Raw genomic sequence first — 24,792 nt, forward strand, 5'->3', positions numbered from 1 at the left:
CACCAAATTCCCTTTAAATAAAATCCATTCAGTTTGGTCACACAAGGTTTTGACAATGTCTCTGCCCTCCTCCTTATTGACGTCCTTGCCCGAACAACTCGCCCTGGATCAGGAGCGCCCTTTCGAGGCTATTCGCTTGCAGAGTCCCCTCAAAGGACCGCGACTGATCATCACCGCAGCCGTGCATGGCAACGAGACCTGCGGCACTTTCGCGATCGAAAGACTCATCAAAGAATTCGAGCAAGGCGCACGCAAGCTCAAACGCGGTGCGGTGACGTTTGTTCCAGTCACCAATCCAAAAGCCTATCGCTTGCAACGGCGCAATGGCGATCGCAACCTCAATCGCCGACTCATTCCTACTGAACAGCCCGTTCAATACGAAGACTACATTGCCAATTGGCTTTGTCCGCTCCTGGCTGAACACGATGGTTTGCTGGATCTGCACTCCTTTCAGAGCGGCGATCAGGCCTTCGCGCTCTTCGGTCCTAAAAACAATCAGGACACGCTCGAACCCTTCGCACATGCAGAGATCGAAGAGGCACTTGTTCAAAGGTTGGGCTGTTCACGTTTTGTCTATGGCTGGCTGGATACCTATGCCAAGGGCATTGATCGTCGCGCAGCCGAGGTCCGGGCAGGACGCTTCAATGCCAAAGACGTCGATGTCGATACGCGCTATGGCATCGGTACGACCGAATACATGCGCTCGACTGGCGGCTGGTCCATCACACTCGAGTGCGGCCAACACGACGATATCGGCGGTCGCGAAGTCGCCTATCAGGCCATTCTGAATACCTTGACGTATCTGGGTCTCATTGAAGGCCCACAGCCTGTACCCGCCACAGATTTTCAGGTGCTGGGTCTGTATGACGTCTACGACCGCTTTGATCTGAACGATACCTTTGCACGGGTCTGGAAAAGTTTCGATCCTGTCGCCAAAGGCGAGATCATCGGCACGCGCGCCGATGGCACTGTCCTGCGCGCCGAGCAAGACTGCTTCATTGTTTTCCCAAATATCAAATCACAGCCTGGTCAGGAGTGGTTTTATCTGGCTCGAGCGGGCGGACGTCTGGGACGATAAGCGTCCCAGATGCGCAGACAATTCAGACCATACAAACAATGCAGCCAATGCAGGCACTCATTGTGTGCCTTGCTGCCTCACCAGCCATTGCGCCAAGACCTCTGTGGCCAACATGAAGTCCTCGGTCGCCATCGCCTCATCGGGGTGGTGGCTGCCATTGGGATTGCGAATAAACAAAAAGCCAAAAGGAATGCCTGCAGCACAAAAGGCAGCAGAGTCATGCGAGGCCGGACTGGGTAAGTCGCAGTGAGGCAAGGACAGAGCCTGAGCGCACTCCCTTAATTGTTTCGTCAATACTGGATCTGCTTGCGCCACCTCGGCACTGGCGCGGGGTCCCAGATCAATTGTCACACCGCGTTTTTGCTCCACCTGACGAACAAGCGCGAGAAAAGCCGCCTCCAGCTCCACAAGATCAGGCTGCGCGTACGCGCGCACATCCAGGCTCATGCAAAACTCACCTGGCACAACCGTCAGTCCGTGTTTCTCAGCCTTTGTATAAAACTCTCCTACCGTGCAAGCCATCAAGCGGCCCTCACGCTCCCACTGTTCCCAAATCGCATCCAGTCCCAGCGTCAGGTCAGCCCCTGCGAGCGAGGCATCATGACGATAACGTCGACCCAGACCCACGTGACCATACTCGCCCTGGATCCTGATTTTTGGATAGCGAAAATTACCTGGCACACCCGTGCCGATTGCGATCGGAAAGCCCGTAATCGCCAGGCTCGGCGCCTGCTCAATATGAACCTCCATGAAAGCGCGCACATTCTGAGTGGATAAAAAAGAATCCCCGCGTTGAACCGCTTCAGGATCACCACCCGCTTCTGTCAGATGCTCCGCGAGGGTTCTGCCCGTATCGATGCGTCGCGCTTGCAGCGCCTCGGGCTGAAGACGACCGAGTGCGCCTCTGCTGCCGATATAGGACACTTGAAACCAGATACTTTCCTCTGCTCGCACGCCCATCACGACAACGTCGCAAGGCAGCTGTATGCCCGCTTGCTTGAGCGCCTGCACAGCGATCAATCCTGACACTACCCCCGCCGCACCATCAAAATTACCACCGCCCGCAACCGAGTCAAGGTGCGAACCAATCACGATCGCCGGCAAGCTGCGATCCAAGCCTGGCAGCACCATATAGGTGTTTCGCATGAAATCGTGCTTGACCTCAAGCCCGATTGAGCTGGCATGCCGGGCCATCAAGACGTGCGCAAAGTCCTCTCCGGGACCGTATGTATCTCGAGTGACTCCGCCTCTGACCGGATCCAGACTACCTTGACGCAGTGCATCAAACAACGCTTGCGCCTGATCATGAAGCTGATCGACTATTCTCATACATCCACCATAGGAAGAAATTAGTTTGAATATTCTCGCACTTTTCATTGTCGGACTTGGCGCATCCATTGCGCCACTCGATTTTTCCGTCAATGTCGCATTTCCCGCCATTACACAGGCGTTTGCACTCGATACGCAAGCGATTCGCTGGATTCCACTCAGCTATGTGCTGACCTATGGCGTGCTGGTGATCGGCTTTGGCGCGCTCGGTGACCGGATCGGACACCTGCGCGTATTCAGAGTCGGACTGATGCTCGCCGTCATCGCCCTCTCCCTTTGCGCCCTCGCACCGACCTACTTCTGGCTTGTTTGCGCACGCGTGTTGCAAGGCATCAGCATGGCGCTGACACTGTCCTGCGCACCCGCACTGGTGACCTTTTTATATGACGAACATGCCCGCACGCGCGCTCTTTCCGCATATGGAAGCATGACCTCGATCGCGAGTCTAATCGCGCCCCTGGCAGGTGGCTTGAGCATCGCACTGATGGGCTGGCCGGGGGTCTACTGGTTTCGCGTGCCGTTGGCATTACTCGCGCTGGCATTGCTGCCGATGATTCAGACCCGACTGCGACACAGAGTTTCGACGACAACACTTCTCCCGGGCACATCCTCGAGCCTTTTTTTACTTTTCAATATTTTTAAATCCTCCCCACAATTTATCTGGATTAATGTCATCAGCATCACTGTGCAGATGGCAAGCTTTACGATTCCTCTTCTTGTCCCCTACTACCTGTCCGAAATCGCACGGTGGGGACCTGCGCAATCGGGTGCTGTTCTGGCGATATGGGCCTCTGGCACCTTGATTGGTTCAGCGATAACAGCTCGCGTCTCTATGGCAATCGATACCAATCGCGCGGCCTTTCTGGCGGGCTGGCTCTGCGTCGTAGGACTTGCACTGACTATGCTGTGGTCCATCGAGATTTCTGTTTCACTTGTCTTTGGGGCAGTCTTTGTGCATGGTGTGGGGTTGGGTCTTTTTCAGGTTTCATACTCAGACTGGGTCGTCAGAACCTTGCCTGTACAGGCGCGCGGCGTTGCCGGCGGACTGACTGTGCTGACCCGCACCATCGGTGTCGTCAGCGCGGCGCTATTGTGGCTGTGGCTGCTGGAGCGGGTCAGGCTCGATGCACTGGAAACAGGGCTCAGCGCGCCTCTGGCCTTTCTGAAAGGGTTTCAGTTTATCTGCCTGCTCTCAGCCGTCTTGATCATCATCATTTTGATGGCAAGCAGCTTTGTTCAAAATCTGTGGTTTGTCAGACTCACACAAAAAAACGAGTGACCCAAAAAGGTGTCACTCGTTTGAATGGCATGGATGACTGGATTGGATTAATACACACCCTGCTCGAGCATCGCATCGGCGACTTTCACAAAACCCGCGATATTGGCGCCATCAAGATAGTTGATTTGCTTGTTACTGCCGCGCCCGTAACGAACGCAATTTTCATGAATGCTGCACATAATCCCGTGCAGTCGACGATCCACTTCCTCGCGATCCCACGATAAACGCAACGCGTTTTGGCTCATTTCAAGTCCTGAAACCGCCACACCACCTGCGTTACTAGCTTTGCCCGGCGCGTACAAGACACCCGCAGCAATCAACGCATGTGCGGCATCCAGTGTCGCAGGCATGTTCGCGCCTTCAGCCACACACTGCACACCATTTTTGATTAGCAGCTTGGCGTCTTTGAGATCAAGCTCATTTTGCGTGGCGCATGGCAACGCAATATCGACGGGCACATACCAGGGGCGCTTGCCCGCTTCGAACTTCAGCTTGAAACGCGTGGCAAATGATTTCAGACTCCCCCGCTCGACGTTTTTCAAATGCATCAAGGCGGCAAGTTTGGCCTTGTTCAAACCGGCTTCGTCCACGACCGTACCGGTCGAATCAGAAACAGTGACGACCTTCGCGCCAAACGCTATTGCTTTTTCAACAGCGTATTGCGCAACGTTGCCGCTGCCGGAGACAGACACCCGCATGCCATCGAAACCCTTACCCTGTCGCGCCAGCATTTCCTGAGCAAAATAAACCGTGCCGTATCCCGTCGCTTCAGGACGGATCAGACTCCCCCCAAAACTCAACCCTTTACCTGTAAAGACCGAGTCATTGGAATTGGAAAGTTTTTTCATCATCCCGGCCATGAAACCTACCTCCCGGGCACCCACGCCCATATCGCCGGCTGGCACATCGGTATCTGGCCCCAGGTGACGATAGAGTTCCGAGATCAAGGCCTGGCAAAAACGCATGACCTCCATATCCGACTTGCCCTTCGGGTCAAAATCAGAGCCGCCCTTGCCTCCACCCATCGGGAGCGTCGTCAAAGAGTTTTTAAGTGTCTGTTCAAAAGCGAGAAACTTCAGGATCGACAAATTGACCGAGGGATGAAAGCGCATGCCCCCCTTGTAAGGGCCGATCGCTGAATTGTGCTGCACACGGAAAGCGCGGTTCATCCGGACCACACCCTGATCATCCACCCAAGACACGCGAAACTGTATCAGGCGCTCGGGTTCGACGAGGCGCTGCAAGAGACTGAATTTTGCGTACTTGGGATTCTTTTTCACAAAAGGCCAGAGACTTTCCATCACCTCTCTTACTGCCTGCATGTATTCCGGCTGGTGAGGATCACGACTTTCAACCTGTTTGAGGAAGTCAGCTAGGCTCTGGGCTTTCATCAAGCGCTCCAAATTTAAAAGTAAAGAAAATTTTGGTCACGAATGAATATAGTGCAAAAAAATAGATTTTTTGCACCAAATTAAAGCAATAAGGTGATTGATGAATGAATTTTTAATGAAAAATTCATATTTGCACTAGCTTGGAGCAGCAGAATGCCCCAAGATTGCACATGAAAATGACTAAAACAAACCTTTCGCCTTGGCTGCCGCGATTCGTTCCTCGGTGAAACCGATCGACTTCAACACCTCGTCGCCGTGCTGGTTCAAGCTCGGGCCCGTTGAGCGAATTTGCCCGGGTGTGCCGGACAAGCGGGGAATGATGTTGTGCATCTTGACGGTCCCCATTTCCTGATCAGGCACCTCGACGATGACCTCCCGTTTTTGAACATGCTCATCGGCCAGAAGCTGCTCAATGTCGTAAACAGGCGCAGCCGTGACACCCGCCCGATGGAAACGCTCCAGCATGTCGGCTTGGCTGTATTTACCAATCTCACCCTGAATCGCCTCGTCGAGCGCTTCGACGTTGATGATGCGTTGTTCATTGGTTTTGAAACGGGGATCATCAATCATGTCCGGACGACCGATCGCGCGCATCGTCTTTTCAGCCATGGACTGCGTGGCGGCCGACATGGCGATCCACTTGCCATCCGCACTGCGATAAGTATTTCGCGGGGCATTGGTTGGCGCGCGGTTTCCACGCCTTTGCTGAATCACGCCGCAATGTTGATACTCGGCCGCCGCAGGGCCCAGGATGGAGATCATCGACTCATAGATGGAAAGATCAATCACCTGGCCTTTGCCACCGTGACGTTCACGGTGGAATAGCGCGAACATCGTGGCTGAGGTCCCATACAAGGCGGTGGTCATATCAGCGAGCGGAAGTGGTGGCAAAGTCGGTGGACCGTCCGGCATCCCCGTCATATGCGCAAAGCCACTCATGGACTCGATCAGGGTACCAAAGCCGGGTCTGGAACTGTAAGGTCCCGTTTGCCCCCAGCCAGAGGCGCGCACCAACACCAGTCCGGGGTTGATCTTAAGCAAAACCTCGGGGGATAAGCCCCAGCTCTCCAGCTTGCCGGGCACAAAGCCCTCGATCATGACATCGAAATGCGGGATCATCTCGAGCAAAATATCGCGACCTTCCTGGACGGCGAGATTCAAGGTCATGCTCTTTTTATTGCGCGCATACACCTTCCACCAAAACTCTTTTTTCTCGACCGCCCAGCCCCGCATCGGATCACCCTTGCCGGGTGCTTCTATTTTGACGACCTCGGCACCAAAGTCACCCAATAGGGTGCCGATGCAGCCACCGGCGACCAGGCGCGCGCAATCAAGCACGCGGATCCCTTCGAGAGGTAATGGTGTTGCTGATGCTGCGTGTGCAGCACGATTGGATTCAACGTCTGACATCTTCATTCTTTTCTTATTCGGCGAGCTTCAAAGCACGGGCAAGATCCAGAACTTTCTGGGAGTTTTTAACCATGGCATAGTCAATGAGCTTGCCTTCGACGCGAATGGCACCGACACCTTCGGATTCGGCTTTGGCAAAACTATCGACGACAAGCTTGGCGTATGCGACCTCCTCCGGCGAGGGAGAAAACACGGCATTGGCCATCGCAATTTGATTGGGATGAATGACCGCCTTACCTTGAAAACCCAAGCCTTTCGCCTGGCGACAATCGGCCTCAAAACCAGTCGCATCGGTGACATCAAAAAACACGGTATCCACTGGGGGACGAATGCCCGCCGCGCGACAGGCGAGCGCAGTCTGAATTTTTCCGTTCACCAAATGAGGGCCTACGTTGGAAGTCGGGATACCCAGATCACCCGTGAAGTCTCCCGCACCGAACATCAGTGTGGACAGGCGACCGCCAGCCGCAGCGATCTCCTCTGCACGCAACACGCCGCGTGCGGTTTCCAAAATACCGCAGATCGTGATCTGACCATGTGGAAGTCCCTCGGCGCGAGAGAGTTCATCAATCATGGCGCTCGCGATCCGCACCATTTCTGCAGACTCGGCCTTGGGCAACACAATCCCGGCGATACCGCCCGTGCAGACGGCACGCAAATCCTCGGCAGTCATACCGGTCATGAAGTCGTTGACACGCACATACACCTGACGCTCGGGAGAGACTGACTTGACCAACTGATTGAGCATCAGGCGTGCTTTAGGCTTTTCTGAAATCGCCACAGCATCTTCAAGATCAAGAATCAAAGCATCCGCGGCCGACTGCACCGCTTTTTCGCACTTGCGTGCATCCATCCCGGGCGCAAACAACCAGGTTCGAATGGGCTTGACCAACAACGACATGAACGGCTCCTAGAAAACCTTCAATTATGGACTGAATTACTCGATCTTCAAGTTGTTTTCACGAATCACTTTGCCAAAGTTGACCGAGGACTCCTGCATCCATTTGGCAAGTGCTTGAGGCGTCATGGGAACGGGTGAAGCGCCCTGGGCAGCTATGCGCGAGACAACCTCGGGATCGCGCAGGATTGCATTGATTTCAGTGTTCAACTTTGCCACGACAGGCGCTGGCGTACCTGACGCCACCAGAACCCCTTGCCAACTTCCACTGTCGGCCGCTGGCAGTTTCAGTTCTTTGTATGTGGGCACATTGGGCAAGGACTCAAAACGCTTGTCGCCACTGACCGCCAGCGCCACCAACTGACCGTTTTTGACGTAAGGCAAGGTCGCCGTCGAGCCGTTGACGATCACATTGGCTTCACCCGCCAGAACCGCATTGATCGCGGCAGAACCGCCCTTGTAGGGTACGGTGACCCACTGAATGCCCCAGTATTTGGCCAACTCCAGCCCGACAATCTGATTACCCGAGCCGACACCCGCATGGGCAAACACCAGTTTGTCTGGATTTTTCTTGCCATAGGCGAGGAGCTCCTCAACCGATTTCACGCCAAGCTTAGGATTGACGGCCAGTAAATAGGGGGAAAAACTGATCATCGAAACAGGCGCGAGATCCTTGACCGGGTTGTACGTCAAGGTTGTGTAAAGATGCGGTGCGACCGCCAGCGAGGAGAGATCCATGAGCAAAAGTGTGTGACCGTCGGGATCGGACTTCGCCACGATGGAGGCCCCGAGGTTACCTGCGGCACCTGGACGATTTTCGACCACGACAGTTTGTTTGAGAGTGAGCGACAGCTTGGGCGCGATCATCCGAGCCAAAATATCCGAGGTTCCACCTGGTGCGAAAGGAACAACGATTTTGACAGGCTTGGTGAAAGTGACATTGGCTTGCGCAAATGCGGAGGCACTCAAGCTTGTACCCAATACCGCGAGCATTGTTGCTAAAACTTTACGACGAATCATGCTTGTCTCCAATTTTTCGAATATTTTTTTAATAGGTCCCAGAATGCTTCCCTAATATACTAGGATCAAGCATCCTCTAAGAGGATTGTTTCAATAATATAACGTCATCCTCGAATGACAATCACGGACCGGAGACAACATGCATGCAGGTTTACGCACATCGGCATTATTTTTTTCCACATTGGTCACGTTCGCTTCTTTGAACGCGCACGCCCAATCACCTGCCCCCTACCCCAGTCGACCTGTCACGATTGTCGTGCCATTTCCACCGGGCGGAGGTACGGACGTGGGTGCCAGACTCGTCGCGCAAAAGCTTTCCCTCAAATGGGGACAACCGGTCATTGTCGAAAACCGGGGAGGTGCGGCCGGACGTGTAGGCGCCGAGCTCGTTGCGAAAGCCAAGCCGGACGGATACACCCTGCTCGTCGGAAATGTGGGCACGCAGTCCGTCAATCCTGCTCTTTATAAAAAAATGCCCTACGATCCTGACAAGGCGTTCGCACCGATCGGGATGATCGCCGAACTGCCGTTGGTCATGCTGGTCACACCTTCTTTGCCATGGAAAAATGTCAAGGATGTGGTGGACGCAGCAAAGAAAGAACCCGGCAAGATTACTTTTGCAAGCTCTGGTGCGGGTGGTGCGCCACACTTGGCAGGTGAAATTTTTCAACAAGCGTCGGGCGCAAAAATGCTGCACGTTGCGTACAAGGGCGGTGGTCCGGCCGCGCTCGACCTCATGGCGGGTCATGTGAATATTTATTTTGGCACTGTCCTGGAGTCAGCAGGACACGTCAAAGCTGGCAAACTTAAAGGCCTGGGCGTTACCAGCGCAAACCGCTCACCGGCTTTGCCTGATCTACCCACGATCGCCGAGAGCGGCTACCCGGGTTTTGATACAGGGTCGTGGATCGGGATGTTGGCGCCAGCGGGTACTCCAACCGCGATCGTCAACAAGATTTCCGAAGACCTGCGTGAGGTTCTTGCCATGCCCGACACACTCAATACGCTTGTCACACAAGGTGCGACCCCCTGGCCCATGACGCCGGAACAATTCGATGCCCGCATCAAAAGTGATCGTGCCCGCTATGGTCGTATCATTCAAGAAAACAACCTCAGCTCAGAGTAACCCTGCTTTCCGGTATCTATGAAGCGAATCAAATGGATTTTCATTTTTTTAATTACGCTCGGCACAGCACTGTATTGGATCAGCCTGACTGAGGTCGAGCGTACGCTCACGCCCTGGGCGCTTCGCAAATCCGTGCTGTATTACACCGGAATCATGTCCTTTTTTGCCATGACCGTTGGCGTGATCCTCGCGATGCGTTTGCGCCTGATCGAAAATTGGATTGGCGGTCTCGACAAGCATTACCGTTTACACAAATGGCTGGGCATCACAGCCGCGCTGTTCGCATTTGCACACTGGCTCAGCAAAAAATACAACTGGCTGGTTGAATTAGGCGTCTATGAACGAGGCGACTTCGCGACTCCGAAAGGCACCATTGATTTTTTTCAACATCCCAATTTTTTCAAACCTGTCGAGAGTCTCGCCAAAGATCTGGGCGAATGGGCGCTTTACCTGCTCCTGATTTTGGCGGTACTGGCGCTATGGAAAAAATTTCCCTACCGTTACTTTTTTAAAACCCATCGTATTCTGGCCATCATCTACCTGATACTGGCCTTTCACACACTGGCGCTATTTGGAAAGATTGACTGGCTTTCGCCCATCGGCCTGTTTGTCGCAGCCTTGCTCATCGCCGGCGTGCCCGCAGCCTGTATTTCGCTCTTTAAAAAAATTGGCTCACACCACCGAACCTCGGGAGTGATCAGCCAGCTCAAATTCCACGAGGATGGCAAAGTCACAGAAGTTGAAGTCACTCTCACCTCCCCTTGGGAGGGCCACAAAGAGGGACAATTCGCGTTTGTGACCTTCGACGCCAAAGAAGGCCATCACCCCTTCACCTTGTCTTCAAGTTGGAAGAATGACGCCAAACTGACTTTTCTGATCAAACAGCTTGGTGACTATACTCGGACGCTGAATCACACACTCAAAGTTGGAGACGCCGTCACTATCGAAGGTCCTTACGGAAAGTTTGATTTCAGCTCAGAGAGTGGTCCACAGGTATGGATCGCAGGCGGCATCGGTATCACGCCTTTTTTATCTCGCCTTGAAGCATTGGCCACAGAGCAAGGACCCCAGTCACCATCCATCGCTCTTTTTTACAGCGCCCGAACCTCGGACTACGCACTGATCAAACTTGTCCAACAACTCACCCGCCAGGCTGGCATACCGCTGCACCTCAGCATCAGTGGCGAAAATCCTCCGCTGACAGCAGAAATTATCCGGGCAGCCATCTCCAACATCAATGACTGCACAGTCTGGTTCTGTGGATCGACAGGATTCGGAGAAGCAATCAAGCAAGGACTGTGCAAAGAAGGTTTGGCATCACGTCGTTTTCATCAAGAGCTTTTTGAAATGCGCTAAACGTAAGATGCCCAAAACAAAATCTACTAAGCAAGAATTGAACGACTCGTCGAGTCGCACCACCGTTATGGCGCAATTTCGTCTACGGATCAAGTATGGTGAAGAAATCGCGATCGGACCCGGCAAGATCGCCATCCTGGAGGCGATCGCCGAGACAGGCTCAATTTCGGCAGCCGGTCGCAAGCTTGGGATGTCATATCGACGGGCATGGTTATTGGTCGATCACATGAATCACTACTTCAAAGAACCCGTCGTACAGGCGGCGACAGGCGGTGCGCAAGGAGGTGGCACGGCTCTTACAGAAACAGGCAAAGAAGTGATCCATCTCTACCGGACGATCGAACAAGAATCAGAAACCCATAGCGCCAAACTCCTGCGCGCGCTGACTGACAAGATCCGAATGGATCATCCGTAAAAATCAGCGTTCAGCTTATTTCGGAAACAAGAACGTCACACTCGCGCGTCCGCCCCATCCGCTTGGTCCGCCCGGGACACTGGAAAGGTAATAGCGTGCGCCAAGAGAAAAAGAAACAGGCATCTTATCGAACATCACGAGCTTGGAAACAGTCGCATTGACCGGATTTTGGGCCCGGCGTGTATCCCAATTAAAGGTGGACTGTGTATTGACGGTGTATGTCCAGGCATTCTTGGTCACATAGGAGACGAAAGGTTGCCAGTACGTATTATTGGCGGTTCCGGCCACATCCGAGCCACCCATGCTCCATGTTTGATAGGCCAGCATTCCGAAAGTCCAGGGCTCTTTCATATAAAGACCCACTGCACTCACACCACCACCGGTTTGAGCCGTCCCAAAATTATTTCCTGACATCGACGGAGTCGATATCACTGGACCGACACCCCAGATAAAAGGTCCTGGCGTATTGGGCGAAAAGAACGTTTCGATCACAGCCGGACCCACGCCCGTTCCGCTGAAACCATTGACATCGTTTTGCGTGGCAGCTGAAATCACAGGTCGAACAATATAGTTCCAACGTGGATTTAATGTAATCGGCAAGACAGGTTGAAAGATGTAACTGGTCGAGGATCCTTTACCGTCAGCGCCGATTCCACGATCATAGTTGAACTGAAAAGGAACGGATATCAGATTCGCCACAGGGTTCGTGAGTTTGGCCGCCAGATCAGATTCACTGCCGCTAGACTGCGCGGATGCAGTGCTGGAAATTGCCGGAATCAAAACAAAGAGTGCTGCTGAGCGAAGAAAAGAATAGCGAATCAACACATACCCCACATCAATAAATATTTAAAAAAAAAACTGATTTAAAAAAACAAGACCATACAATTAGTTCTGATAGGCCAAGGAATAGATGGGCAGTGAGACTTGAAACAAGGTCTCGTTTGCAGGTCCCTTCAACAGACTGATCGTCCCCTCGTGCGAATCCATGATGGCACGACTCAGCCAGAGTCCCATCCCCATGCCGAACTCTTTGGTCGTATTGAACAATTCAAAAATAGTCGCCACCCGATCGCTCGGCACACCCGGTCCGTTGTCACTGACCTCAAGAATCACTCGTTTATCTTGTTGATATAAGCGTATAGAAATATTTTTTTCTCCTGCCAATCCCTCAACAGCGTCCATCGCGTTGTTGATCAGATTCAATGCCACCATTTGCAACTGATTCAGATCGGCCTTGACCATCAATGCCGGCTCAATCTCTGCACGCAAATTGACACCATGCAGACGGGCTTCCGGCAACAGAATACGATACACATCACCGATCAATTCACTCAGATCGACAGAGACAAACTCGCTTGATCCTTTGATGAAAAACTTTCTCAGGCTAGACACCACCACCGCGGCACGTTCGTTATCCTGCAAAATATGTTCAAGCGCCTCTTGAAAACCCTCGCGATCGCCGGATTTTCTGATTAACGCCAAGAGCATCTCAGCATTGATTCGAATAGCGCCCAATGGCTGATTAATCTCATGCGCGATCGCTCCCAGCATCGTTCCCATGCTGTTTGCCTTGGCAGACAGGGAAAGTGTTCGCATCAATTCGTTTTTCTCTTCGAGGATCTCTTCAAGCGTTAAATTTTTACTGCGCGTATCGGCCAGCTGAACATCCACAGCTTTTTTATATTCCCAGAGCTTTTCAAGGCGAAGTTGAATAAAACCGAAATTACCCAATACGTAACCGATCATGATGAAAAAGATGCCAATGTATTGATCGGTCCCTTTTTCAAACACCCCCACACCACCGAGTTCAGTGGTGTAGCCCACCATTCTCACGAGCAAACCAATCAAAATAAAGATAGCCATCCAAGCAATGAGTTTGCCACCCTTGTTTTTAAGCTCGTGATAAATCGATTGACTGATCCACAGCAGATCCAGGGACATTAATACAAGGTAGCCATGTACCCAATTGAGGCGATAAAACTCACTCGCATTTGTGTAGACGAGTAGTGAAAAAACGATGACATAAATCGAACCAATCGCGGCATAAATCAGCGCCGTACGATGAATGTTGATCGACATCTCAAGCCGTAAAGACAAGGAGCGAAAACTGAATCCAATCGCAAAGAATACATGCGCCAAGTAAAAACTCACGATATCCGGGACGACGCCTCTGAGTCCGACAAACATGAAGCCCAGACTTGTCCCCAAGCCGCCCACACACCACCAATACACCTGACGATCGCGAAATTCCGACGTCGCAAAAAAAACTGCGACAGGCAGCAGAAAGAAAAAAAGCGCCAAAATCAGATAAAGCGAAGCGATATCAATATTCAAGCTATATCCATGAACCCGGGAATCGAGTGAAATAATATCGTTACATTAATTCAAAATTTATCGAACCGCAGTAGCCAAAGGGCTTATGCTTGCGGACATCACCATGTCAGCTATGCTATCGCCACACAATAAACTCAGGAGTACTTAAAAGACATGCGCGCATACCTGATCGACCCCGCCACACGCACCATCAGCAGCGTAGAACTCAACGGCGAATCAAAAGAAATCGCCACCTTGCTTGGCGCTAAAAATGTGGATTTCGACGAAATCGATGATGATGGCGACCGCCTGTATTTTGATGAAGACTGTTTCATCAAAGCCAAAGCTGGAGATGCGCGCTTTAAAGTCGACAATTTAGCCCCCGTTTCGGGTGCAGGCTTAATCAGCGGCACAGAATCGGCCGCTGGCGTACTCCAATCGGCGAGCAATGATCTCGCTCAAATTACCAAACGCGTGCAGTTTCTTTGATTTTTAAATCAGGCGTTCCGGCGCAAATCTGAGTTTGAATGTACTGCCCTCGCCCACGACACTCGTAATCAATAACTGCGCGTTGTGTCGTGTCGCGATGTGTTTGACAATCGCAAGGCCCAAGCCAGTGCCTCCCGTGTCACGGGAGCGACTCCCATCAACACGGTAGAAACGCTCGGTTATTCGGGGAAGATGAACGGCATCAATGCCAGGACCTGTATCCGTGACGGAAAAAATACCGTGACGACTTGGACTCAGACTCCAGGAAACGGTAATTTGCCCACCCTCAGGGGTATAACGAATAGCGTTCGAAATCAAATTACTAAAAGCCGAATGTAACTCGCGGCGTTCACCGTAGAGTGCGGTGTCCGTTAGCACATCAAAAATAATCTTGTGTCGCCCGGCCGAGAGCGCTTCGGCGTCTATTTTCAAACTCGCCATCTCAGCTTTCACATCAAACTCCTGCATTGGAGCAAAAGATGTATTGGCTTCTAAATTAGCAAGGGTCAACAGGTCTTCAACCAGACTTTTCATCCGTGAAGACTGAGTCATCATCAAACTGAGGTAACGATTACGTTGTTCAGCGGATAGTTCAATGGATTGCATCGTTTCCAGAAAACCAATCAAAACCGTCAAAGGTGTTCGAATTTCATGCGAAACATTGGCGACAAAATCACGTCTCATTGCTTCCGTTTTTTGGAGATCCGTCACATCTTGAGCGAGTAACAGCAATTGATCACTACCAAAAGGAAAGACTTGAACGGCAATGGAAAGCTCGTGAGCAAAACCCATCCTTTGAATAACAATGGGATTTTCAAATCGACGCATCGAGAGGTAATTCACAAAGTCAGGATTGCGCACCAGATAACTAATATTTTGCAGGCTGTCTTTGCGCGCATTGATGCCGAAAAAGTTTTCAGCGCTTGCATTGCACCATTCAATATGAAGACCGTCATCCAGCATCACAACACCGTTAGGTGATGCCTGAAAACCTTGAATAAAACGATTATGGCGGGTCTCCAATGACTGAATCTGACCCCGTGCATCCATCAGAATACGATCGACTTTGGAAAAAGCATCCCCCCAAGCTCCAGAAGCCTGAGGCGTTGATTTGCTTGTGTCCTGTAAGTTGAGTTCTTGTAGCTTTGAAAGATAGTGATAACTACGGGCAACTGGTATTGCCATCACGCCTACCGCCACAAGCAAGCCTAATGGAAATCCCGCAACCATGTCGACTAACCAGCCGATCAGGATTGCGATAGAAATCCATACCAAGAACCTGCCGAGATAAAGCGTCATGCTGAGTTACCATTTCTGCGTGATTGACTACGTCAAATCGTTGTCAGAACTCACTGCCGTTGGATTTCTTGTCGCGCGATACCCGACACCTCTCACTGTTTCGATATACACATCGCACTTAGCGACAGCCAGTGCAACGCGTAGTCGTCTGATGTGGACATCGACCGTGCGTTCTTCAATAAAGACCTCGTTACCCCAAACCTGATCGAGCAACTGAGCACGCGAATGAACACGCTCGGGGGCCCCCATTAAAAATTGTAAAAGACGAAACTCTGTCGGTCCAACAATAATCTCACGACGCGTAGAGTGAGGCCACTCTGCCGTCACACGGTGAGTGACAGGATCAAGCCTCAAGGCACCCAAAACCATCAGATCATCATTTGTGGGTACTCTGCTATGACGTCGCAACAAAGCATTCACCCTTGCCACCAGTTCTTTGGTCGAAAAGGGTTTGGTCATGTAGTCGTCCGCACCCGAGTCAAGCCCCTGAACCTTGTCAGCCTCTTCGCTCTTTGCGGTCAACATCAGAATAGGAATACTTGCTGTCAGCGCGTTGGCGCGAAGTTCTTTTGCATATTGAACACCAGATTTACCTGGCAGCATCCAATCCAGAATCATCATGTCAGGTAAAGACTCCTTCACCTGAATGTTTGCCTCTTCAGTTTGAAAGGCTTGCTGGACATCGTAGCCAGCATGCTTCAGATTAATGGCGATCAATTCAGAAATAGAAAGCTCGTCCTCGACGATCAAAATACGATGGGTCATGACCGAGTTATTCCTCAGCGGCGCGTTTATGCAATTCGCTTTTGGGGGAATGTCTCACATCGTAGCCACCAACGACGTAAATAACGAACTCAGCAATATTTTTGGCATGATCGCCAATTCGCTCGATGGACTTGGCGATCGTCAACATATCCAGACCCGTCGCAATCGTTTGCGGATCCTCGGTCATATATGACGTGAGCTTTCGCACAAAAGCACGGAACTCTTCATCAATCTGCCGGTCGTCCAACACGATTTCAACCGCCGCGTCTCGGTCTAAGCGTGCAAATGCATCCAAACTCTGACGCAGTTGCTTGAGCGCGAGCTGACCAGAAATAATAATTTCTGCGACATTAATCTTGTGCTCTGCTCCACTTCGAATGATTCGGCGCGTACGTTTTGCGACTTTTTCAGCCTCGTCACCCGCACGCTCGAGATTTGTAATGGCTTTGGAAACGGCCATGACCAGACGCAAATCCCTGGCCGTAGGTTGTCTTCTGGCAATGATTTCAGTACAGGCTAAATCAATCTCAATTTCTTTTGTATTGATTGTTTTTTCGCGATCAATCACGGACTTACACAACTCGATGTTCATTTCTGAAAAGGCTCGAGTGGCATCCTGTATCTGAGATTCGACCATCCCACCCATTTCAAGCAAACTGCTACAAAGAGCGTTAAGTTCGGTATCGAACTGCGATGAAAGGTGTTTGTCTGACATGAAATTTCCCGTCAACTAAAGCCGCCTAAAAGGCAATTAAGGAATCTAAACAATATACACGACACGTTAACAATGCAATATTTCAATTTGATGACGGGAAACCCTCTAGAGCCCGATCAACCCACCATCTTCACGCTGGATCATGATCGTGGCAGAACGCGGCCTGCCGGGCTGTCCATATCCTTGATTACCCGGCCAGGCGCTTTCAAGGGAAAATTGATCCTTGCCGCCCAAGGCAGGCGTTTTCTCGCCAGGATGCTGAATATTCACAAAAAGCGTTCGACCGTCCTCAGTCTCAGTCAGTCCGGTGACCTCAGCCCCCCTTGGTGCCACCAAGAACCGCCTCAGGCGAGCCTCGCCAAGTGTCGCGCCAACGAATGTTTCTTGGGATCCATCCAACTTCTCGGAGCCAACTTGCATTGAGTTGGCGACAGTCAGCTTCTCGCCATCCCCGACTGATCCGGGAATGGCTGCCAACATCATGCAGTTACTTTCATCGGTCATCGCACCATCATCGGTTTGAATCCAGCATATTCCCGTCGCCCGGCTAAACCAAAGGCCATCCGGTGAGGAAAAAGAGTTCGCTGCAGTGAGACCTGACAAATTCGAACGAGGATCGTCCTCTTCTGCGCCAAAAAGGAAAATATCCCATGAAAAAACCTTGGCATTTGAACGAACATCTTGCTCGCGGAACCGTATGATATGACCGTGAGGATTACCAGCCCTCTTGATTCCATCGGGATCTTTATAGGCACGCGGATTCGCCGCGTTAACTTTAGCGGGCGTTCGGTTCGCTGCACTATTGTTTGTAAGCGCAAAGTAAATATCGCCATTACGATAATTGACCGCGCCCCATTCCGGGCGATCCATAGGGGTCGCACCCACCGCATCGGCGGCCAATCGTGCATGCACGAGAACGTCTGCCTGGTTAGAGAATCGATACCCCCCGAAAGACTGAATCTTTGGGTCCTGGAATGTCAGCTCGAGCCACTCGCCCGTGCCATCCGCATTAAAACGGGCTGCATACAGCCGACCATCGTTCAGATATTTATCCCCCACTCGAATCCCGCCGCCAACATCAGCGGGATCCCATCGTGCTTCAGATACATATTTATAGATGTACTCGTTAACAGAATCGCATCCCATATAAAAGGCAAGCGGCTCTCCTGCTTTGGGTTCGGCACACACCGCCGCCTCGTGGGCAAAGCGACCCATCGCGGTGCGCTTGACCGGCATTGAGCTTGGCTCCAACGGATCAATTTCCACATTAAAACCAAAGGTATTGGCTTCTTGTCGGAAATCACCCTCTGGCGAAGCGCTTAACAGTGCAATATTCCAGCGAGCGAAACGGTCATCCTTCGATGAGACAGTATGCCAACCCTGACTGTATGCCTTTTTTAAATCTTTACTCAGTGGCTGGGAAGCAACACCATAGCGCTTGAGCGCAGCGATTTGTTTGGGTTGCAGAGGTGCAGATTCGGGAGTGATTTGAAAATAACGCGCCCAATTTTCTTCGCAAGTCAGATATGTTCCCCAAGGCGTCTTCCCATGGCCACAGTTATTCAATGTTCCGCGACTAGATTGACCCGTCGGATCGTAACGGGTGCTCATGTATCGGTTGATTTGATGGAGACTATCAGATGGGCCAGCCATCAACATCTTTGTCTCGGGGGTAATCCGACGATTCAACGAGCCGTCAACACGATACCTCCAGCCGTTGCCCTCTCGAACCAACTCCACGATAGAAACACCATGCAAGTTGATTTCCTTGATGACTTCTGTTTCGGGTCGATCACCCAGGTCCCACGCACCGAACTGGTCAAATTTCTTACCAGTTGAACCCGCGGATGTCTGACCTTTGGGATGTAAAAAATGAGCATCTGCGGAACTTTCATGATTCACACACAAAACAGCTCGATCCGTAGCTTTGGCTGAATATCGACCCTTGTCATCGACATAGAACAATTCCATACCATCATGATGATCGCCAATACGACCTGACCAGTCGTCTGACTCAATACCTGCATTGGAGTATGGAGCAACGCCAGGCATCATTCCATCACCCGTCGCATGCAAAATCGAATATCGATATCCGGGCGGCAGAAGCACATCATCCAACAGACTTTTATCGACCGGATGAAATCCAAGACCTGACTGAACATTTCCAGTCACGGGAGAGGCAAAGGCGGATTGCAATGTTTCAGGCAATAGGGCGAGAGCACTCAAACCCAAACCACCTTTAAGCACCATTCTTCTTGCGGGACTACTGAGTGCCTGTCCTAAAACAGTCTGAAAATTTGCATTCACTTTGTTCTGACTCATCTTTCAATCCTTGGAGTTGGTGCGGATCACATCAATTCATTCAAAAGTTAGTACACACAAGAAACATGACATCGTGATGACAGTCAAACGTCATAAAAATTTCACTGAATAGTCATTGAAATGAAATCCAAGTCTTTGATCATCACGTTGTCGAACGGAGATACCAGACAATGCTGATCCAAATCCCCGCTAAAAATGACTTTCGTATCCATCAACAAAATAATAAAAGCAACTCGTCTCTTTCTGTTGGCATTGCAAAAACAGCATTAGAAATCGAGGAAGCGCAAAGATTAAGACATGCCGTTTTTAGCAAGGAATATGGTGCAATATTTGAAGGGTCTTCCACAGATATCGATCAAGACAAATACGACCAGTGGTGTGACCATTTGCTGGTACGCGATCAGACGACTCAGCAGGTAGTTGGAACGTATAGATTGCTAAGACCCGAACAGGCAGTCCAGGCAGGTGGCTATTACTCCGAATCGGAGTTTGATCTCGCAGGACTGGATTCAATCAGACATGAAATCGTGGAGTTTGGACGAGCGTGCATAGATGAAGACTACCGCAGCGGCCCAACCCTCATGATGTTGTGGACAGGATTATCTGAAATTATCAGGAAGAACAATTATCAATATGTACTGGGTTGCGCAAGCGTCAGCCTACGCGATGACGGAGTCACTGCAGCTGAAGTCTGGCGCAGTGTCAGAGAGTACCCCCAGCAAGATCATGGCTTGAAAGTCACACCCCACCACCCTTACCCGATTGAACAGGTCAACCCAGAGCTTCCCGCAAACGTTCCCGCCCTGATCGATGGATACCTAAAACTCGGCGTCAAGGTTTGTGGTGAACCCGCCTGGGATCCCGACTTTAATACAGTCGACTTTCCCATGCTACTAACCGTTTCGCAGATGAATCCACGCTACAGAAAGCGACTGGGTTTCGACCCATCATAACGGCGGTAGCTGAAAAAGAGCAGTACCCATTTTGATCGTGATACCGTTCGCGATATTTGGCGCGAGTGAAAAACCAGATGGGGCGAACAAAATGATTGTTGAACCGTGCTCAAACCAACCGAGTTGCTCGCCCTTGACGCATGGAAGTGCGCATTTCAGATGATGACTCCCTCTGTAATGGCTATTTAAAGTGACGTCTAGACCATGCAAGCGAATACTTGCGACCAGTATCGCGGCAACCGGGACCAGATAAATTTTGTATCGACCCGCCGCGATTTGCATGGAAATCGCAGCCCGTTCATTTTTACAGAATAAATTCTCTATTCTTTTCAACGCGACAGGATTGACGTTCCATGTATCGCCTGAGTGATAGACCACACGATCAATCACACCAGAGTAAGGCGCATGAAATCGATGATACATCGCAGAAGTCAACCGCAACGTGACATAAACCCCGCCCTCGAGACTGACTGGGTCGATATGGGATCCTAATAAGTCGGAGATTTGGTAGGGAAAGCCTTTAGCCTGAAAAACCTGCCCGTTTTTGATGATGCCACACTCTCCCACGATTCCGTCGCTCGGACTGATCAGGACACTCTCAGCATCATTGATTGGACGCGCACCCTCTTTCAACTCTCTGATGAAACAATCATGAAGACTTTTAAATTGAGTCTTTTTGGCTTCAGAGAGATCTAAATCTGTAAAGATTCTCCATATAAAAATGGAGAGATCTCGAATCCATGCTGACTCAATTTTGCTGAACCAACCTATGAAAACAGTCAAGGCATGCCTTGGAATTCGATTGGTTAGCAAAAAATTTAAATCCTCGTTCGCAAATATATTTCTGATGGTTTGAGCGATTTTCATCATTTAGTCATGCAGTCTGTATAAAAAGAAAGCCTTGATGCCAGGACTTCCAAACATGACCATTCTGCAACTATTCCAATACGCTATTGTGACAATACTCGCCTTGTGGGCGGGTGCGGCATTCGTGCAACGCATACAGTTATCGCTAGCGAAATCACCAGGACTTAATGGGCACTTGCGCTGGGCAAAACGAATATCCGGATGGATCAAAGGATATTCATACAAAGAAAATGAATGGCTCGCCATCGACCATGCACCCGAAAATATTGTTATTCAACGGAAAGCTGCATTTGAGTCTTTATGCCAATCATTGAGAATAAAAAGTCCCCAAACGCTTGTCATGACGCAGCAAGCAAAAGAATTGTTATCAGATCTTCAACTCACTGGGAGGTACCGGGTTCCCTTTCAATTCCAAAAAATTATTGAAAAAAATATTTTGTTAGGGAGTTTTTATCACCATACAAATGGGGTGTGGATCACTGACCTTGATCAACAACGTTACATCGATGTCAGCGGAGCCTACGGAGTGAACCTGTTTGGTCAAGACTTTTACAAAGAGTGCATCAAAGAAGGCTCGGCGACAGTCGAGGCGCTTGGTCCAGTGCTCGGTGGCTATCACCCTTGCGTTCTGGACAATGCGCGACGCATCACAAAAATCTCCGGTATGGACGAAGTCACTTTTCACATGTCTGGCACAGAGGCTGTCATGCAGGCTGTTAGAGTCGCCAGATATCATACGCGTCGGAGAAAAATCGTTCGCTTGACGAGCGCATACCATGGCTGGTGGGACGATGTACAACCCGGCCCGGGCAATCCGATGCCACCCTCTTCTGACACCCTGACACTCAGAGACATGCATGAAAACACATTACGTGTCCTACGTCGACGTAAAGATATCGCCTGCATACTGATCAACCCAATTCAAGGTATGCATCCTAATCGCTCTGCTCCTGTCGATTCCACTCTCATAGATGGATCAAGATCCGCACATTACGATCGACAAGCTTACACAGAATGGCTCCAGGAAGTAAGAGCCGTATGCACAAAGAGAAAAATTATCCTCATCATGGATGAGGTCTTTTTAGGCTTTAGACTGGCGCACGGGGGTGCCCAGGAGTACTTTGGCATTCAAGCGGATCTCGTCACTTACGGGAAAACTCTGGGTGGAGGATTACCGATTGGAGTCCTGTGTGGCCGATCTGAGATCATGAAACGCTATCGCGAAGACAATCCGGCGGATATTTGCTTTTCGCGTGGAACATTCAATGCAAATCCGTATGTCATGGGCGCAATGAATAGTTTTCTTAAGAAAATAGAAGAACCTGAGATTCAAAAAATTTATGCAACTATGGATTCTGTGTGGGAAAACAGACACAATCAAATCAATACTGAACTTGAACGGCTCAATCTCCCGTTAAAAATGGTTTCAATGAGTACCATATGGACTGTGATTTTCAACGTACCGAGTCGCTTCAACTGGATGCTTCAGTTTTATCTGCGAAGAGAGGGAATTTGCCTAAGCTGGGTAGGAACGGGGAGATTGATATTTAATCTCGCCTTTACTGACGAAGATTTTTCAGAGTTTTGTAGACGCTTCGTCTCGGCCGCCAGTGCCATGCAAAGAGACGGATGGTGGTGGGTGCCAGAAACGCAAACTAATCAACATATCAAACGTTCAGTCGCGCTCGAACTGCTCAAAGCGCGACTGAAAATGAAAGAGACTACTTAGACTGCACGTGAGTCATGGGATCAATCATTTCGCCTTTTAAGAGAAAAAAAGGAGACTTGTAGTAAAGCTTCACATCATGGAATGGATCCGTCAATATTTTGACCCCCCAAGCCAGCGCACTCAGTGGATGATCTTGCACGGCCAACTGGAGCATCCGAAACAGCATTCCTGCAGCACCCAAGTACAACCACCAGAAAGCAGTGATACTCACGAGGTCATGATAGCGATCCGATACGGCCCAAACAAGCGCTGTCGGATAAATGTATGCAATGAAAGGAATTGCCGCCCAAATACTCATCAACACTATTTTTCTGTGGATGTTGTAGCCAACTTTTATGTCTTCTTTATGGGCATCAGTCATATTGTTGACATAGTCATAACCTCTTGGTTCAAAGAAAAAATGCCCCGCTTGTCTCGTTGTCATAGAAACTAGCCAAGCAACAAGAGAAGCGATGACAGGATTAATAAACAGCATAACGTATGAAAAAATAAAAGAAAGCGCACTAATTAAATGAAGACTTTGATTAATTCTGCTGTGGTGATAGAGACGATGATCATCCCAACGCTGAACAGCAAGCTGTCCCATGAGTTTTTGCATAGAGGACTCCATTCATAAATTATTTCAATATGATCAATGAATGTATCCATCCATTGATTTGCACTTCAGTTGATAACGAGGCACTTCAGGCTTAAGACTGAACCATGGATGTTAAGTTGTCATGACAATGTGAATAAAACTAATACTGTCATCAAACGGTTATAGAGTCCTATTAGAGTGAAGATCACTCAACTTGGATACCTAGCCATGTCAGTGAACAATCAGCCAAACGAATCAGTTCGCTCGCACTCAGTTTCACCGCTTCATATTGAAGTTGTCACCGAAACCTATCCACCAGAGATAAATGGCGTTGCCCACACCATCTCAATGCTAGTGAAAGGATTGAGAAAATCCAAACATCATGTCGAGGTTGTCAGACCCAGACAGGTGACAGATCAAATCATCTCTCAACACAAACAAAATCAATCAGATTTCTTGGTCAAGTCCCTGCCCATCCCTCTATACCGCGAATTGCGCATGGGAATGCCAGCACAGCGAAGATTGACCAACCGGTGGGAACAGAGACGACCAGATGTTGTTCATATCGCGACAGAAGGTCCACTTGGCTGGTCTGCATTAAAAGCGGCCTCTGGGCTAGGCATCCCTGTCACCTCCGATTTCAGGACTAACTTTCATGCATATAGCTCCTTGTACAAACTTGGGTTTCTAGAGCCCGTGATCATGGGATATATGAAGTATTTCCATAATGCAACCAACTGCACGATGGTGCCAACGGAAAAACTCAAGACTGAACTCCAGGATTCGGGACTGTTAAACCTCAAAGTCATTCCAAGGGGAGTCGATACGCATCAATTTTCAGATGCGTTGCGATCCACTCAATTACGAGAATCATGGGGTGCTCTTCCAACCGATATTGTTCTTCTTTCCGTAGGTCGACTCGCGGTAGAGAAAAATCTAGAGCTGATGATCAGCAGCTTTGAACAAGCAAGAAATATCGATTCAAGTGTCAAGCTTATCGTCGTTGGAGATGGTCCAATGAGAGAGTCTCTGCAAAAAAAATGTCCTGAAGCCATTTTTGTAGGGAAAAAAAGCGGTCAAGAACTTGCTGAACACTATGCAAGCGCGGATATCTTTGTATTTCCAAGTCTGACTGAAACATTCGGAAATGTCACGATTGAAGCCATGGCAAGCGGATTGGCTGTTATTGCCTACAAGCACGCGGCTGCAGGTCAACTGATCGAATCAGGAAAAAACGGAATCACCATCGAGCCTGGCAATGAAAGTGCCTTTATACAGGCCGTCACTTCAACGATTTTGAATCAATCCCTCATCCGCCGATTAGGCTGCTCAGCAATCACCACTGCTAAAGAACACTCATGGGAGGAAATCGTTCGAAGAACAGAAAATATCTGGCATGAACTTATAAACGAAAAGAGTAATTCTCTCGCATGTCACGATAAATTCATCATCCCGACATAA

Annotated in this window: 22 protein-coding genes; 9 read left to right on the forward strand and 13 right to left on the reverse strand. The window is 50.1% G+C overall.

Going from position 1 to position 24,792, the window contains the following annotated elements; translation table 11 throughout:
* The first annotated feature begins 55 nt into the window (after positions 1-55).
* Complete coding sequence (locus tag QWY30_RS12175; RefSeq protein ID WP_290241409.1) at positions 56-1,078, forward strand: M14 family metallopeptidase; 1,023 nt, start codon at positions 56-58, stop codon at positions 1,076-1,078.
* Between the two features lie 57 nt (positions 1,079-1,135).
* On the opposite strand, the gene QWY30_RS12180 is transcribed toward QWY30_RS12175, so the two are convergent.
* Entirely contained in the window at positions 1,136-2,407 is a 1,272-nt protein-coding gene (locus QWY30_RS12180; RefSeq protein WP_290241411.1) for a M20/M25/M40 family metallo-hydrolase, read from the reverse strand.
* A gap of 25 nt (positions 2,408-2,432) precedes the next feature.
* On the opposite strand from QWY30_RS12180, the gene QWY30_RS12185 reads away from it, so the two are divergent.
* Positions 2,433-3,686 carry an MFS transporter gene (locus tag QWY30_RS12185; RefSeq protein ID WP_290241413.1) on the forward strand — a complete coding sequence of 418 codons (1,254 nt, stop codon included), beginning with the start codon at positions 2,433-2,435 and terminating at the stop codon, positions 3,684-3,686.
* A gap of 47 nt (positions 3,687-3,733) precedes the next feature.
* On the opposite strand, the gene gdhA is transcribed toward QWY30_RS12185, so the two are convergent.
* From gdhA to QWY30_RS12205, 4 genes are all read right to left on the reverse strand, one after another.
* Positions 3,734-5,077, reverse strand: coding sequence for an NADP-specific glutamate dehydrogenase (gdhA, locus tag QWY30_RS12190; protein ID WP_290241415.1), 1,344 nt, complete (start codon positions 5,075-5,077; stop codon positions 3,734-3,736).
* Between the two features lie 180 nt (positions 5,078-5,257).
* Entirely contained in the window at positions 5,258-6,487 is a 1,230-nt protein-coding gene (locus QWY30_RS12195) for a CaiB/BaiF CoA transferase family protein (protein ID WP_290241417.1), read from the reverse strand.
* 13 nt (positions 6,488-6,500) lie between these two features.
* A complete protein-coding gene (locus tag QWY30_RS12200) occupies positions 6,501-7,388 on the reverse strand; it encodes an HpcH/HpaI aldolase/citrate lyase family protein (protein WP_290241419.1) in 888 nt (295 codons plus the stop codon).
* Positions 7,389-7,424: 36 nt separating this feature from the next.
* The gene (locus QWY30_RS12205) at positions 7,425-8,405 is read right to left on the reverse strand and encodes a Bug family tripartite tricarboxylate transporter substrate binding protein (protein WP_290241421.1); all 981 of its coding nucleotides are present in this window, start codon (positions 8,403-8,405) and stop codon (positions 7,425-7,427) included.
* A 139-nt stretch (positions 8,406-8,544) separates the two neighbouring features.
* Here QWY30_RS12205 and QWY30_RS12210 point away from each other — a divergent pair, with 139 nt between their 5' ends.
* The 3 genes from QWY30_RS12210 to QWY30_RS12220 all read left to right on the forward strand — a co-directional run bounded on the left by QWY30_RS12210 (position 8,545) and on the right by QWY30_RS12220 (position 11,302).
* Complete coding sequence (locus QWY30_RS12210; protein WP_290241423.1) at positions 8,545-9,531, forward strand: Bug family tripartite tricarboxylate transporter substrate binding protein; 987 nt, start codon at positions 8,545-8,547, stop codon at positions 9,529-9,531.
* 18 nt (positions 9,532-9,549) lie between these two features.
* Positions 9,550-10,887, forward strand: coding sequence for a ferredoxin reductase family protein (locus tag QWY30_RS12215; RefSeq protein ID WP_290241425.1), 1,338 nt, complete (start codon positions 9,550-9,552; stop codon positions 10,885-10,887).
* 67 nt (positions 10,888-10,954) lie between these two features.
* Positions 10,955-11,302: a winged helix-turn-helix domain-containing protein gene (locus tag QWY30_RS12220; protein ID WP_290241428.1), complete on the forward strand. Its 348-nt coding sequence runs from the start codon at positions 10,955-10,957 to the stop codon at positions 11,300-11,302.
* 15 nt (positions 11,303-11,317) lie between these two features.
* On the opposite strand, the gene QWY30_RS12225 is transcribed toward QWY30_RS12220, so the two are convergent.
* Both QWY30_RS12225 and QWY30_RS12230 read right to left on the reverse strand, forming a co-directional pair.
* Positions 11,318-12,124 (reverse strand): transporter, encoded by an 807-nt coding sequence (locus QWY30_RS12225; protein WP_290241430.1) that lies wholly within the window; start codon positions 12,122-12,124, stop codon positions 11,318-11,320.
* A gap of 63 nt (positions 12,125-12,187) precedes the next feature.
* Positions 12,188-13,636 (reverse strand): sensor histidine kinase, encoded by a 1,449-nt coding sequence (locus QWY30_RS12230; RefSeq protein ID WP_290241432.1) that lies wholly within the window; start codon positions 13,634-13,636, stop codon positions 12,188-12,190.
* 153 nt (positions 13,637-13,789) lie between these two features.
* Between QWY30_RS12230 and QWY30_RS12235 the strand changes: the two genes are divergently transcribed.
* Positions 13,790-14,104, forward strand: coding sequence for a hypothetical protein (locus QWY30_RS12235; RefSeq protein ID WP_290241434.1), 315 nt, complete (start codon positions 13,790-13,792; stop codon positions 14,102-14,104).
* A gap of 3 nt (positions 14,105-14,107) precedes the next feature.
* On the opposite strand, the gene phoR is transcribed toward QWY30_RS12235, so the two are convergent.
* The 4 genes from phoR to QWY30_RS12255 all read right to left on the reverse strand — a co-directional run bounded on the left by phoR (position 14,108) and on the right by QWY30_RS12255 (position 19,205).
* A complete protein-coding gene (gene phoR / locus QWY30_RS12240; RefSeq protein ID WP_290241436.1) occupies positions 14,108-15,403 on the reverse strand; it encodes a phosphate regulon sensor histidine kinase PhoR in 1,296 nt (431 codons plus the stop codon).
* A 27-nt stretch (positions 15,404-15,430) separates the two neighbouring features.
* Positions 15,431-16,168, reverse strand: a complete 738-nt coding sequence (gene phoB / locus QWY30_RS12245) for a phosphate regulon transcriptional regulator PhoB (RefSeq protein WP_290241438.1) — start codon at positions 16,166-16,168, stop codon at positions 15,431-15,433.
* A gap of 7 nt (positions 16,169-16,175) precedes the next feature.
* A complete protein-coding gene (gene phoU / locus QWY30_RS12250; protein ID WP_290241440.1) occupies positions 16,176-16,883 on the reverse strand; it encodes a phosphate signaling complex protein PhoU in 708 nt (235 codons plus the stop codon).
* Between the two features lie 105 nt (positions 16,884-16,988).
* Entirely contained in the window at positions 16,989-19,205 is a 2,217-nt protein-coding gene (locus QWY30_RS12255) for a PhoX family protein (RefSeq protein ID WP_290241442.1), read from the reverse strand.
* A gap of 170 nt (positions 19,206-19,375) precedes the next feature.
* On the opposite strand from QWY30_RS12255, the gene QWY30_RS12260 reads away from it, so the two are divergent.
* Complete coding sequence (locus tag QWY30_RS12260) at positions 19,376-20,158, forward strand: GNAT family N-acetyltransferase (RefSeq protein ID WP_290241444.1); 783 nt, start codon at positions 19,376-19,378, stop codon at positions 20,156-20,158.
* On the opposite strand, the gene asd is transcribed toward QWY30_RS12260, so the two are convergent.
* A complete protein-coding gene (gene asd / locus QWY30_RS12265) occupies positions 20,153-21,028 on the reverse strand; it encodes an archaetidylserine decarboxylase (protein ID WP_290241446.1) in 876 nt (291 codons plus the stop codon). The two genes, QWY30_RS12260 and asd, sit on opposite strands and share 6 nt — an antisense overlap.
* Before the next feature lie 52 nt (positions 21,029-21,080).
* Between asd and QWY30_RS12270 the strand changes: the two genes are divergently transcribed.
* The gene (locus QWY30_RS12270) at positions 21,081-22,754 is read left to right on the forward strand and encodes an aminotransferase class III-fold pyridoxal phosphate-dependent enzyme (RefSeq protein WP_290241449.1); all 1,674 of its coding nucleotides are present in this window, start codon (positions 21,081-21,083) and stop codon (positions 22,752-22,754) included.
* On the opposite strand, the gene QWY30_RS12275 is transcribed toward QWY30_RS12270, so the two are convergent.
* A complete protein-coding gene (locus tag QWY30_RS12275; RefSeq protein ID WP_290241451.1) occupies positions 22,747-23,352 on the reverse strand; it encodes a hypothetical protein in 606 nt (201 codons plus the stop codon). The genes QWY30_RS12270 and QWY30_RS12275 overlap by 8 nt on opposite strands.
* Positions 23,353-23,559: 207 nt before the next feature.
* Between QWY30_RS12275 and QWY30_RS12280 the strand changes: the two genes are divergently transcribed.
* Positions 23,560-24,792, forward strand: coding sequence for a glycosyltransferase family 4 protein (locus QWY30_RS12280; RefSeq protein ID WP_290241453.1), 1,233 nt, complete (start codon positions 23,560-23,562; stop codon positions 24,790-24,792).

The organism is Zwartia panacis, from assembly GCF_030410395.1.
Lineage (GTDB): Bacteria > Pseudomonadota > Gammaproteobacteria > Burkholderiales > Burkholderiaceae_B > Zwartia > Zwartia panacis.